Source organism: Dyella sp., assembly GCF_035685885.1.
In the GTDB taxonomy this organism is placed as follows: domain Bacteria; phylum Pseudomonadota; class Gammaproteobacteria; order Xanthomonadales; family Rhodanobacteraceae; genus Dyella.
Genome location: NZ_DASRZX010000133.1, coordinates 1 through 12,800, shown reverse-complemented (window position 1 = coordinate 12,800; position 12,800 = coordinate 1). Strand labels below are relative to the sequence as shown.

Sequence of the window (12,800 nt, the reverse complement as noted above, 5' to 3'; positions counted from 1 at the left end):
GTCTGCTGGTGGTGGTGGAAGAGGCCGGCCAGCTTTCGTTACTCGTCGACACACTGGATTCGTGGGGCTATCAGGCGCATGGCAGCCAGAGCGGCACCGCGGCGCTGCAATGGATCGAGGCGCAGGGCGTACCGGACCTGGTCGTGCTCGACGCCGACATGAACCTCTTCACCGGCGTGCGCACGCTGGCCGCGTTGTTCGACCACGGCTATCGCCGCGCCGTTATCCTGCTCGCCCGCCCCGATGCACCGCCGGACATGGATGAGTTGCCGGTGATGGAACACCTGTTCCTGGTCGACAAGCCCATCTCCACGCAGAAACTGCTGCGAACGGTGCGCGACGCGCTGGAGGCCAGCGCCTCCGCGCTTCCGGAGGTGCCGTTGTAGAAGCGCACCCAGTGCGCAATGGCGGGAACGATGTATGTGGGAGCGCACCCTGTGCGCGACCGCGGAGCTGCAGGGTTGCCATGCAGTTGTTGACTGAAGCTTGTCGCGCGCAGGGTCCGCTCCCGCAAAAGAAACTCGTGCACACCTGTGCGATAGGCCTGAGGTCAATACCTCCGCACTTCCGAAGGTTCCCTTGTAGGAGCGCACCCAGTGCGCGATGGCGGGAACGATGTATATGGGAGCGCACCCTATGCGCGACCGCCGAATCGCAAGATCGCCATGCAGTTGTTGACTGAGGCTCTTCGCGCACTGGATGCGCTCCTGCAGAAGAACGACGTGCCCGCGGGGCGCGCAAACAAAAAGGCCGGACATTGTCCGGCCTTTCCGCTTCAGTCGATACCGAGTTTCTTGAGCTTGTAGCGCAACGCGCGGAAGGTGATGCCCAGCTTCTTGGCAGCGGCCGTCTTGTTGTAGCGCGACTCTTCCAGCGCCTTGATGATCGCCGTGCGTTCCAGGTTGCTGATGTAGTCGTCGAGGCCACCATTGGCGCCCGGCGCTGCGGCTGGCGCGATCGGTGCGGATGCAGGTGGCGCACCCGCTGCCATCGGTGCGGGTGCTGAGGACTCCGATGTCCGCGGCATGCGCTGCGGCAGCATCAGGTCGCTGACGTCGATCTGGTCGCCGTCGCACATCGCCATGGCGCGCTCGAGGATGTTCTCCAGCTCGCGCACGTTGCCCGGGAAGTCGTAGGTTTCCAGCGCTTGGGCCGCCGCGGGCAACAGGCGTCCCGGCGCGCTGCCGCTCTTGTTGGCCAGCTGGCGCAGCACGAAGTCGGCCAGCAGCGGTACGTCGCCGCGGCGCTCGCGCAACGGCGGCACGCGCAGCTCGATCACGTTGATGCGGTAGAACAGGTCCTGGCGGAACTGGCCCTGGTCGACCAGCCCGGCGAGGTTCTTGTGCGTGGCCGACAGGATGCGAACGTCCACCGGCACTTCCTCGCGCGCGCCGATGGGGCGCACCGCTTTTTCCTGGATGGCGCGCAGCAGCTTCACCTGCATGTGCAGGGGCAGCTCGGCCACTTCGTCGAGGAACAGCGTGCCGCCGTGCGCGGCCTGGAACAGGCCTTCCTTGTCGCCTACCGCGCCGGTGAAGCTTCCCTTGCGATGGCCGAAGAATTCGCTCTCCATCAGCTCGGAGGGAATCGCGCCGCAGTTCACCGGCACGAACGGTCCGGCCGCACGCGGGCCCTGCTCGTGGATGAGGCGGGCCACCAGCTCCTTGCCTACGCCCGATTCGCCGGCGATGTAGACCGGCGCCTGGTTGCGCGCGAGCTTGCCGATGGTGCTGCGCACCTGCTGCATGGCGACCGAGTCGCCGATCAGGCGCTCGTTGCCGTCGGGCTTGGCCGTGGCCTGGCCGCTGCGCTTTTCCTCGGCCAGGCGCAACGCGGTGCGCACCAGTCGGCGCAGCATCTGGATGTCGACCGGCTTGGAAACGAAATCGAAGGCGCCGGCCTTGAGCGCACTGACGGCGGCATCGACGTTGCCGTAGGCGGTGATCATGGCGACCGGCGTGTCCGGATGGTCAGCGGCGATCACCTCGACCACTTCGTGGCCGGTACCGTCGGGCAGGCGCATATCCGTGAAGCACAGATCGTAGTGCCGCTCGGCCAAGGCACGTCGCGCTTCCGTGACTGTGCCTACCGCATCGACCAGCAGGTCCATGCGGCCAAGGGTAATCGTGAGAAGCTCGCGGATGTCGCGTTCGTCGTCGACGACCAGTACGGTCTGCTGGCTCATGTCGTCTCGGGAGATGAAAGGCCCGCGTAGGATACCTGCCCCCTTCGCAGTGGGCAAAGTCCGGCACGTCGCAGCGGTTTATTTCTCGCCCGGGCAGCGGTCGAAGAATCTCACGATGGCGTCACGGGGCGGCCGTCGACTCGCGCAATTCGGGATACTGGCCGTGACGGGCCGGCCTCCATTCAAGGCGAACCCACCGCTCTGGCAGGTTGGCCGGGTTCCCTGGTCGTGCCCTTCATCACCGCCTGCAGCATGAGGTACACGCCGTTGGTCCAGCCGAAACCCACGACGTTCTCGCTGTAGCCGGCGCTGACTTTGACGTCCGCATTGCCCAGCACCATGTTGTATTTCTCGCGGATGGTGCCGTCGTCGGCGAGACCCTGGTCCACCGTGGTGGCGAACTTGGCGGCGATGCGCCTGGCGTCGTCGTGGAAGCCATAGGCATCCAGGCCGGCCACCGCCAGCCAGTTGGTTGGCGCCCAACCAAACGGTTCGCCCCACTGCACGCCCGCCGCACGATTGTCCATGCTCAGGCCGCCCTTGCGTTCGAATACCGGCAGCGAGTTGCGCACGGCGGCGGCCTGCTCTCTGGAAGCGGCGCCAGCCCACAGCGGATAGAACGTGGTGACGTAAGGCCAGGGCGAGGGCTTGCCGGCGACGAAATCGTAGTCGCGGTACATGCCCGACTGCGCCTGCCAGAGGTATTTGTCCATGGCGGCCTTGCGCGCCTCGGCGGCCCTGGCCCAGCGCTCGGCCTCGCCGGCCTTGCCCAACTGCAGGGCGAAGTCGTGCAGGTCGTGCTCATAGCGGTATAGAAGGCTGTTCAGGCTCACGTCCGCGTAGTGATGCGTGGACCCGCCGAACGGGCCGAAATGAGCGTTGGTATCGAAGCCCGACTCGCGCATGGCGCGATCGCCGTGGTAGTAGTCGGCGGTGAGCCGGTAGCCGTCGACCCGGTTGCCCTCGCATACCTTGGAGGCACGCACGTCGCAACTGGCGTCCTTCAGCCTGGCGGCCTCGGCGGCGTTCGGGTGCTGTGAGCCCTTGAGCAGATAGCCGGGGTCATCCTTGGGATGCGCGCGCAACCAGCGGATCACACGGTTGTAGTAGTCGTCGCTGTTTTGGGCTTCCAGCACCGGGCCGCTGCCGAAGTCGTAATAGCGCGCCAGCCCGGTGTCGCCTGCGCGGTGTTCGGGCCGTATCCATATCTCGTAGTTGCGCACCGCAAGCGGGTAGGCCTTGGCCAGCCATGCATGTCGCGCTTCCACATCGGGAAAACTGCCGGGATCATTGAGTACCGCCGTCATCATCGCGGTGAGGAAGGGTGGCTGCGAACGGCTGAGGTAATAGGTGCGATTGGCGTTGAGCACGCCACCGTAGTGCTGCACTTCGAACAGCGCGTTGTCGACCATGTTCTTCGCCTTGTCCAGGCGATGGTCGGCCACCAGTCCCAGCAGGATGAAATAGCTGTCCCAGCCGTACATCTCGTTGAAGAAGCCGCCGGGCACCACGTAAGGGTGCGGCAGGTAGAGCAAGCCTTGCCGCGGCAGAGTGGTCGCGTCGATGTCACCGAGCTGTTCGATCTTGCGCGGCAGCGGCCGGACATCGACACCGCAGCGCTGGCCCACGGCGATGACGCCAGGCGGCACGGGCTCGTCCGCAGGCACGTACAGCACGGGATGGCCGGCTATCTTGGGGTCGGCGAGCGCGGCGCAGTCTTCCTGTGAGCGCGTGAGCGTGGTCCAGGCACGATCGATGTAGGCGCGTGTCTTGGCTGGGTCAGGCGTGGCGGCAAGACTGGTCGCGGCGAGCGAGCAGGCGGCCAGCACCGCAGCAAGGCGCGAGGTGACACGAAGGCGACGCGGTTGCATTGGCAGACGGTGGGCCAGACGGGTCATGGCTGCTCCCTGATCATGGCGTGAGGATGAGGGGCCTTGATGTCGGAACGATGGCGAGCTGCCGTCATCCTGGCCGCATCATCCCCCATGGCATTCATGCCACCTCACCTTGCCGCCGGTACGGTCGCGGAGTTGCGTTGATCAGCCCGCTGCGGCCGCGTCCCCGGTGGCGCGGCCCATGCGCGCTGGCGTCAGCACCAGGCGGAAGCAGCTGCCACCGCCTGCCACGCGCACATATTCCAGCGAGGCCTGGTTCGCCTCGCTCATCTGGCGTGCGAGGTACAGGCCAAGGCCGGTGCCGTATTCGTGCGTGGTGTAGAACGGCTCGAAGATCTGCGCGGCCACCTTCGGCGCGATGCCCGGGCCGCGGTCGATCACTTCGAGGATGGGTACGCCGTGTTCGCCGTGGCGCGCCACCACCATCACGCGCGCCGGCTCGCCCGGCATGCGCCCGTAGCGCAAGGCGTTCTGCACCAGGTTCCACACCACTTGCTGCAGCTGCTGTGGATCGGCCAACGCGGCGACCGGGGCGCTGGCCTGGATCACGCGTAGCGAATCTTCGCCAAGGTCGTTGCCCTGGCGGTATTCCTCGACGAACTGGTTGGCCCAGTGACCAAGGTCCAGCGTTTCCGGGCGCGAGCGCTCGCGCCGCGAGAGCTGCAGGATGTTCTCGATGATCTCGTTGAGGCGCACGCAGTGGTTGTTGATGATCTCCACCATGCGCTGGTCGGTCGGTGGCAGGTCGTGCGATTCGGCAAGCAGCTGGGCCGAATAACGGATGGCCGCGAGCGGATTGCGGATCTCGTGCGCAATGGAGGCCGACAGTCGGCCCAGCGAGCTGAGCGTCAGTTCCTCGGCGCGACGCGACACCAGCGAGGTGTCGTCCAGGAAGATCAGCACGTGCGAATCGTCGTTGGGCGCCAGACGGCTGAAGCGCGGCACCACTTCGGGCACGCCGTCGGCCAGCTGGGTGGCCGATTCGTCCAGCTTGCCCGAGGTCATCCAGTGATAAAGCCGGCGCGACAGTTCCGGCGCCGTGCGCCCGAGGTCGCGCTGGTCGGCGGCGGGGTTGCCCAGCAGCATCCAGGCCGACTCGTTCATCTGGTGGATGCGGTTGGCGTCGTCCACCAGCAGCACGCCGGTTTTCATGCGGCGGATGATCAGCTCGTTGACCTGAGCCAGGTTGGCTAGGTCTACACCGCGCTGCTCAGCCAAGGCCTCGCTGGCACGGATCTGCCGGCTCAGCACATAGCAGAGCACGGTGATCGAGAAGTAGGCCAGGCCGAACAGGCTCGATTCCAGCAGCTCCCGGTCCATGCCGGTGTCGCCGTGGCGGATCTCGAACACCGAATGGCCCAGTACGCCCAGCGTGGCCAGCGCCGCGAAGAAACAGGACAGCCGCAGCGGCAGGATCAGCGCGCCAGCGGCCAGGTTCACCGCCAGCATCATGGCGATGCCGATGCGGGCATCGTGCATGGTGGCGATGGCCAGCACCGCGGCAATGACGTCCACGACCAGCGCGCCCGAGACCGTCCAGCGGATGTACGGCGTGGAGCGGCGGGTCAGCGACAGCAGGCCCAGCGCGAACAGCAGGAACAGCACGGCCATGCCGCGGGCCAGGCCCACATCGGCCAGCTTGGGCCAGCCAAGCGCATTGGGGCTCAGTGCGAGGCCGACGTAGACCAGCGCCTGGGCGAGGCGGAAACAGTTGAGGAACAGCAGCTCGTGGCGGGCCGCCTCGGGTGCGGGGCGGTTGCTGGGGAACGCGGTCTGGACGGTGCTGGACACCTGGCTGGGTACTCGCTGCGAGGGTGGACAGGCGGGTTCCAGCCAGTATAGACGGGCGCTTCACGCCTTGTGGCGCCTGGCCTTCAAGGGCCCCTTGTGGACCGCCGGATCATGCCGCCCCTTTCCATCGGGGGCCGCTGCTGCGAAAATACCGGGCCGTATTGCGCGGTTTTCGTCATGTCGACAGGCTGGCGGCGGCGCACTGCATCCGGCAGCGCAGGCTTCACTCCGCCGTCGTTCCCCTGGCCGCCCGGGCCCCACAACCCGTCGCGGCCGCCATGTTTCCCCGTACCCTCGAGGTATCCATGAATTTCCACGAGTACCAGGCCAAAGAATTGTTCGCGAAGTACGGCATCGCCGTGCCGCCGGGCAAGGTCGCCAACTCTCCCGATGCCGCTGTCGACGCCGCCAAGCACCTTGGTGGTTCGCAGTGGATGGTCAAGGCACAGATCCACGCAGGCGGCCGCGGCAAGGCCGGCGGCGTCAAGTTCTGCAAGAGCCTCGACGACGTGCGCGCAGCTGCCAAGGGCATGCTGGGCACCCACATGGAAACCTACCAGTCCGCCGGCCGCGCGCTGCCGGTCAACCTGGTGCTGGTCACCGACGCGACCAACATCGCCAAGGAACTGTACCTGTCGATCCTGACGGACCGTGACAGCAAGTCGGTCTCGTTCATCGCCTCCAAGCATGGCGGCGTGGACATCGAGCAGGTCGCCAAGGACACGCCGGAAGACATCCACACCATCGTGGTGGACTTCGTGGAAGGCCTGCAGCCGTACCAGTGCCGCCAGCTTGGTTTCGCGATGGACCTCAACGCGAAGCAGGTCGGCCAGCTGACCAAGATCATGCTGGGCCTGTACAAGCTGTTCAACGAGAAGGACCTGGCCCTGGTCGAGCTGAACCCGCTCGCCATCCTCGAAGACGGCAACCTCGCCGCCCTCGACGGCAAGGTCAACTCCGACGACAACGCCGAGTTCCGTCACCCGGACCTGGCCGCCATGCGCGACCTGACCCAGGAAGACCCGGCCGAGGCAGCTGCCGTCGTGCATAACCTCAACTACGTCACCATGGACGGCACCATCGGCTGCATGGTCAACGGCGCCGGCTTGGCCATGGCCACCATGGACGTGATCCAGCTGGCAGGCGGTGAGCCGGCCAACTTCCTTGACGTCGGCGGCGGCGCCACCAAGGAACGCGTCACCGAGGCGTTCAAGCTCATCCTCTCCTCCGACAAGGTGAAGGCCATCCTGGTCAACATCTTCGGCGGCATCGTGCGTTGCGACCTGATCGCCGAAGGCATCATCGCGGCCGTGAAGGAAGTAGGTCTGAAGATCCCCGTCGTGGTGCGCCTGCAGGGCACCAACGTGGAGCTGGGCCGCGAACTGCTCGCCAACTCCGGCCTGGCGATCACGCCGGCCAACGATCTCAACGATGCGGCGCAGAAAGCCGTGGCTGCGGCCAAGGCCTGAGGAGCAACTGAACCATGAGCGTTCTCGTCAACAAGAACACCAAGGTCCTCGTGCAGGGCTTCACTGGCCAGCAGGGCACCTTCCACGCGCAGCAGGCGCTGGACTACGGCACCAAGGTCGTCGGCGGCGTGACCCCGGGCAAGGGCGGCAGCGAGCACATCGGCCTGCCGGTCTTCAATTCGGTCTCCGAAGCGGTCGATGAAACCGGCGCTGATGCGTCCGTCATCTTCGTGCCGCCGCCGTTTGCGGCCGACTCGATCCTCGAAGCCATCGATGCCGGCATCAAGGTCATCGTGGCGATCACCGAGGGCATCCCGGTGCTCGACATGCTGCGCGTGAAGAACGTGCTGGCCCAGCATCCGGAAATCGTGCTGATCGGGCCGAACTGCCCCGGCATCATCACCCCGGGCGAATGCAAGATCGGCATCATGCCGGGTCACATCCACATGCCGGGCAAGGTCGGCATCGTGTCGCGCTCCGGCACGCTGACGTACGAATCGGTGTTCCAGACCACCAACGAGGGCCTGGGCCAGTCCACCGTGATCGGCATCGGCGGTGATCCGATCAACGGCCTGAGCTTCATCGACTGCCTCAAGCTGTTCCAGGACGATCCGCAGACCGAAGGCATCATCATGGTCGGCGAAATCGGTGGTTCCGCTGAAGAAGACGCCGCCGAGTTCATCGGCGAGTACGTCACCAAGCCGGTGGTCTCGTTCATCGCAGGCGCCTCGGCTCCTCCGGGCAAGCGCATGGGCCACGCCGGCGCCATCATCTCCGGCGGCAAGGGCACGGCTGCTGCCAAGTTCGCTGCGCTGGAGAAGGCAGGCGTCACCACGGTGAAGTCGCCGGCTGACCTCGGCAAGACCCTCGCCGGTCTGATGAAGAAGTAAGTTTTTCGGGTCGGTTTGACCGATACGAAAAGGGCCGCAGCGATGCGGCCCTTTTTTTGCGCCATCGCCTGTCTTCACCCTGTTGCGGGAGCGCACCCTGTGCGCGACCGCTGCGCCTCAAGACCATGGCTAAGAACGGTTGTCGACCCATGGCTGGACGCTCTACCCGCTTGGTCAGCCCGTCGCGCGCAGGGTGCGCTCCCACAACGGAGTGACCGCGATCACCGCCCTTGGCGCAAGCCCTTCTTTGCCGCCTGCAGCAACGCCTCGGTCACCGTCGACAGCGTGGTGGAGCGTATGGCCCAGTGCTGCCAGTACAGCGATACGTCCAGCCAGCGCTTCGGGTCGATGGCTCGAAGCGCAGCCTCCGCGAAAGGCTTTTCCAGCATGGATTCGGGAGCCATCGCCCAGCCCAGGCCCAGTGACGCGCCTTCCACGAAGGCTGTGGAGGAGGGCAGGTAGTGCATCGGTGGTGCGAGCCGGGCGCGCGTCACGCTGTGGATGAAGCGCCACTGCAGCTCATCCTTGCGGTTGAACACGAGCATGGGTGCCTGGGCCAGCGAAGCGGCGTCGACGCCGCGCGGGAAATACCGCTTCACGAAGGCCGGCGATGCCACCGGCAGGTAACGCATGACACCCAGCTTCTTCACCACGCAGCCTTGCACGGGTTGCGCAATGGCGGTGATGGCACCGAGCACCGAACCATCGCGCAAATAGTCGGTTGAATGGTCCTGGTCCTCGACCCGCACATCGAACAACAACCGGTGCCGCTCGTGCAGCGGTGCCAGCGCGGCGAGGAACCAGGTGGCGAGCGAATCCGCATTGACCGCCAAGGCGACCGGCGCAGGGCCAGCATCGCCGGGAGTCAGGTGGAAGGCTTCCAGGGTTTCCGTTTCCAGCAGGCGCAGTTGCTGCACGCTCTGCAGCAGACGCTTGCCGGCAGACGTCGCTTCGCAGGGAGCGCTCCGGAGGATGAGCACCTGGCCCAGCCGATCTTCGAGCGCCTTGATCCGTTGGGAGATGGCGGAAGGCGTCAGCGAGAGGCGTCGGGCGGCAGCGTCGAAGCTGCCTTCGTCCAGTACGGCGGCGAAGGCAGACAGCTGGGGATTGAGCAGGCTCATCTCACTGTCTCCACTGAAACTTCTGTAGGAGCGCATCCAGTGCGCGGTCGCAGCCCCATTCCGCATGGGCGCTTCGTTGCGCCTTCCGCGCGCCGGTGCTTGCTGGCGTGCATTAGAACAACTTAACTGACGTCACGAAGTTTAGTTTTACTGAATCGAATCGCTACGCCACAGTAGCGGCTTCTCCCCGAGGGCTTCCCATGTCTTTCACGGCTTACCTGGCCGGCCTCGCCGCGGGCGCTGGCCTCATCATTGCGATCGGTGCACAGAACGCGTTCGTGCTGCGACAGGGCTTGCAGCGCGCGCATGTGGGTTCCGTGGTGCTGGTATGCATCGTTGCCGACATCAGCCTTATCGTGCTCGGCGTGGCGGGCATGGGGTTGGTGGTGCGGCAGCATCCGGGTTTGCTGCAATGGTTGCGCTATGCGGGCGCTGCGTTCCTGGTTTCCTATGGCGCGTTGGCGCTTCGGCGCGCGTGGCAGGGCGAAAGCGGCCTCCAGCCGGCGGGCAACGGCGCCGGGACACGCGGTCGCGTCGTGCTGGCTTGCCTGGCCTTCACGCTGCTCAATCCGCACGTCTATCTCGACACCGTCGTGCTGCTGGGGAGCCTCTCCACGCACTACCAGGGCGACGGGCGCTGGGCGTTCGCGGCGGGTGCATCCACGGCCAGCGTTGTGTGGTTCCTTTCGCTGGGATATGGCGCGCGCTTGTTGTTGCCGGTGTTCCGCAGCCCACTCGCCTGGCGGGTGTTCGACGTCGCAATCGCTATCTTCATGTGGATGCTCGCCGCGGCATTGCTGCTTCAGCCCGCAACCTGAGCGCGGGAACGACGTCGCGGGCCCGCAATCGTCCCGTTCGCTGCTCCGATCCGATCTGCGGGTAGCGCGAGCCGCGTTGGCGCTGGCTCTGGCGGACATAGAGGCTCGATTTCCGTCAAGGCGACGGGATACCGAGCTTTCGCGGGCTTCCGGGCTGGCTCGGGTATCATTTCAGCCCCCGCAATATAAGGACCCTGACGGCATGTCCTCCCTACGTTTCGCGCTGGCGCAGTTCGATTTTCCGGTGGGCGCGGTGGCGGCCAACGCCGCCAAGGTGGGGGACCTGATTGCGCAGGCGCGTGATGGTGGCGCCGCGCTGGTGGCGTTTCCCGAGCTCACCCTCAGCGGCTACCCGCCGGAGGACCTGCTGCTGCGCCCGAGTTTCCTGGCCGCCTGCCAGTGCGAGCTCAATGCGCTGGCCGGTGCAACCAATGGCCTGGCGGCCTTGATTGGCCATCCGCACAGCGAGGGGGAGGTATACAACGCTGCAAGCCTGTTGCGCGGCGGGCGCATCGAGCTGACGACGCACAAGCAGGCGCTGCCGAACTACGGCGTATTCGACGACAAGCGCTATTTCCGTCCCGGCCATGACAGCGCCGTCGCGCGGATCGATGACGTCGGCGTGGGCATCCTGATCTGTGAGGACATCTGGCAGCCGGAGCCCGCGGCAAAGGCTGCAGCTGCAGGTGCGGAGCTCATCGTGGTGATCAACGCCTCGCCCTGGGACGACGCCAAGCAGGCCGAGCGCGAGCGCGTATTGACGGATCGCGCGAAGGAAACCGGCTGCGCCATCGCCTACCTCAATCTCATCGGCGGGCAGGATGAAGTCGTGTACGACGGCGGCTCGCTGCTGGTGAACGGCGATGGCAGCATCGCGGCACGCGCGCCCAACTTCATCGACGCGATGCTATGGGTCGATTTCGATGGCCAGACGCGCACGCTTCGCCCCGACGGCTGGCCTGGCGCGCAGGACGACTGCACGGAAGCCACGCTGTACGCCGCGCTGGTGCGCGGCATCCGCGACTACATCGACAAGAACGGGTTTCCCGGCGTGCTGCTGGGCCTTTCGGGCGGCATCGATTCCGCGCTGACGCTGGCACTGGCGGTGGATGCGCTGGGGCCGCGGCGCGTGACGGCGGTGATGATGCCCACGCGCTATACCTCGCAGCTTTCGCTCGACGGTGCGCGTGCGCAGGCCGAGCAGCTGGGCGTGGATTACCACGTCATCAATATCGAGCCGATGGTCGACGCGTTTCTCGGTGCGTTGGCGCCAGCGTTCGCCGGCAAGCCGGCCGACACCACCGAGGAAAACCTGCAGTCACGCACGCGAGGCGTGACGCTGATGGCGCTGTCCAACAAGCATGGCCGCCTGTTGCTTGCGACCGGCAACAAGAGCGAGATGGCGGTGGGTTATGCCACGCTGTATGGCGACATGTGCGGCGCCTACGCGCCCTTGAAGGACGTCTACAAGACCGCCGTGTACCGCCTGTCCCGCTGGCGCAATGCTCGTGCGGCAAGCCTGGGCGAGCCGGAGGCGATTCCGTCGGCAGTCATCGATCGGCCGCCATCGGCCGAGCTGCGCGACAACCAGACCGACCAGGATTCGCTGCCGCCCTACGACGAGCTGGACGCCATCCTCGCGCGCTTCATCGAAGCGGAGCAGTCGCAGGCGGAGATCGCCGCGCAGGGCTTTCATGCCGATACCGTGCGCCGCGTGGTGCGGCTGGTGCTGCTCAATGAATTCAAGCGACGCCAGTCGGCGCCGGGCCCGCGCGTGACCACGCGCGCGTTCGGGCGTGAGCGGCGGTACCCGATTACCTCGGGCTGGCGCTGAGCCGGACCTTTCCCTGTAGGAGCGCACCCAGTGCGCGATAAGCCTACGAGGCGTTGATGCCGTAGACCCCGCAATCTGGAAGTCGCAACGCGCGGTGATCGCGCACTGGGTGCGCTCCTACAGAAAGCGTCGTGGTGAGGCAAAGAAAAAGCCGGTGGTTTCCCACCGGCTTTTCATGTGTTCCGGGAAATCAGGGCTCGATCAATGGTGCCCGGAGAACGGAATCATCTTGCGCAGCAGCGACGGCGAGTGCGGCCACTTGGGGTCTTCCAGGTACGGATGGGCCGGGTAGTTCTTCGCCAGCACCTGACGGGTCTGGTCGGCCAGGTTCTTCTGGTCCATGCCCAGGTAGCTGCGGGTGAGGATGGCCAGCGCGTCGCCGGTCTGCGGCGCCTGCTGGTAATGCTCGATCACGTACTGCGCGCGGTTGGCCGAGGCCACGTAGGCCTTGTTGCGCAGGTAATACTCGGCCACGTTGATCTCGAACTGCGCCAGCAGGTTGCGCAGGTAGATCATGCGCTGGCGGGCGTCGGCCGTGTAGGCGCTGTCCGGGAAGCGGCGGGAGAGCTCCGAGAAATCGTCGAACGACTTCAGGTTGAAGCCCTGGTCGCGACGCGTCTGGGGCTCGCCCGACTGCAGCAGACGCTCCATGGCGCCGCCGGTACGGTCGAAATTGATCAGACCGCGCAGGTAGTAGGCATAATCCACATGCTTTTGGGTCGGATACGTCTTGATGAAGCGGTTGATCGTGGAATACGCGTCATCCGGCTGGTTGTCCTTGTACTGGGAGTAGGCCA

General features: G+C 65.8%; 10 protein-coding genes. 5 read left to right on the top strand and 5 right to left on the bottom strand.

Translation table 11 applies throughout. The annotated features are described in order from the left end of the window. Positions 1 to 386: response regulator (locus VFG49_RS15055; RefSeq protein ID WP_324861933.1), on the top strand; the 386-nt coding region annotated here is incomplete at its 5' end. 389 nt (positions 387 to 775) lie between these two features. Here the strand turns inward: VFG49_RS15055 and VFG49_RS15050 are convergent. The 3 genes from VFG49_RS15050 to VFG49_RS15040 form a co-directional block, all read right to left on the bottom strand. Beyond that, positions 776 to 2,185 carry a sigma-54 dependent transcriptional regulator gene (locus VFG49_RS15050; protein ID WP_324861931.1) on the bottom strand — a complete coding sequence of 470 codons (1,410 nt, stop codon included), beginning with the start codon at positions 2,183 to 2,185 and terminating at the stop codon, positions 776 to 778. A 182-nt stretch (positions 2,186 to 2,367) separates the two neighbouring features. After that, complete coding sequence (locus VFG49_RS15045) at positions 2,368 to 4,083, bottom strand: trehalase family glycosidase (RefSeq protein WP_324861929.1); 1,716 nt, start codon at positions 4,081 to 4,083, stop codon at positions 2,368 to 2,370. A 141-nt stretch (positions 4,084 to 4,224) separates the two neighbouring features. After that, a complete protein-coding gene (locus tag VFG49_RS15040) occupies positions 4,225 to 5,871 on the bottom strand; it encodes a sensor histidine kinase (RefSeq protein WP_324861927.1) in 1,647 nt (548 codons plus the stop codon). Between the two features lie 305 nt (positions 5,872 to 6,176). Here VFG49_RS15040 and sucC point away from each other — a divergent pair, with 305 nt between their 5' ends. Both sucC and sucD read left to right on the top strand, forming a co-directional pair. Then, positions 6,177 to 7,340 carry an ADP-forming succinate--CoA ligase subunit beta gene (gene sucC, locus VFG49_RS15035; RefSeq protein WP_324861925.1) on the top strand — a complete coding sequence of 388 codons (1,164 nt, stop codon included), beginning with the start codon at positions 6,177 to 6,179 and terminating at the stop codon, positions 7,338 to 7,340. A 14-nt stretch (positions 7,341 to 7,354) separates the two neighbouring features. Next, positions 7,355 to 8,230: a succinate--CoA ligase subunit alpha gene (sucD, locus tag VFG49_RS15030; RefSeq protein WP_046972115.1), complete on the top strand. Its 876-nt coding sequence runs from the start codon at positions 7,355 to 7,357 to the stop codon at positions 8,228 to 8,230. A 221-nt stretch (positions 8,231 to 8,451) separates the two neighbouring features. Here the strand turns inward: sucD and VFG49_RS15025 are convergent, their stop codons facing one another. Further along, positions 8,452 to 9,351, bottom strand: coding sequence for a LysR family transcriptional regulator ArgP (locus VFG49_RS15025; protein WP_324861923.1), 900 nt, complete (start codon positions 9,349 to 9,351; stop codon positions 8,452 to 8,454). Between the two features lie 200 nt (positions 9,352 to 9,551). Here VFG49_RS15025 and VFG49_RS15020 point away from each other — a divergent pair, with 200 nt between their 5' ends. Beyond that, positions 9,552 to 10,169: a LysE/ArgO family amino acid transporter gene (locus tag VFG49_RS15020; RefSeq protein ID WP_324861921.1), complete on the top strand. Its 618-nt coding sequence runs from the start codon at positions 9,552 to 9,554 to the stop codon at positions 10,167 to 10,169. Positions 10,170 to 10,371: 202 nt separating this feature from the next. Continuing rightward, positions 10,372 to 12,003 (top strand): NAD+ synthase, encoded by a 1,632-nt coding sequence (locus VFG49_RS15015; protein ID WP_324861919.1) that lies wholly within the window; start codon positions 10,372 to 10,374, stop codon positions 12,001 to 12,003. 201 nt (positions 12,004 to 12,204) lie between these two features. On the opposite strand, the gene VFG49_RS15010 is transcribed toward VFG49_RS15015, so the two are convergent. Next, positions 12,205 to 12,800 (bottom strand): outer membrane protein assembly factor BamD (locus tag VFG49_RS15010; RefSeq protein WP_324861917.1); only part of this gene is annotated, 596 nt, incomplete at its 5' end.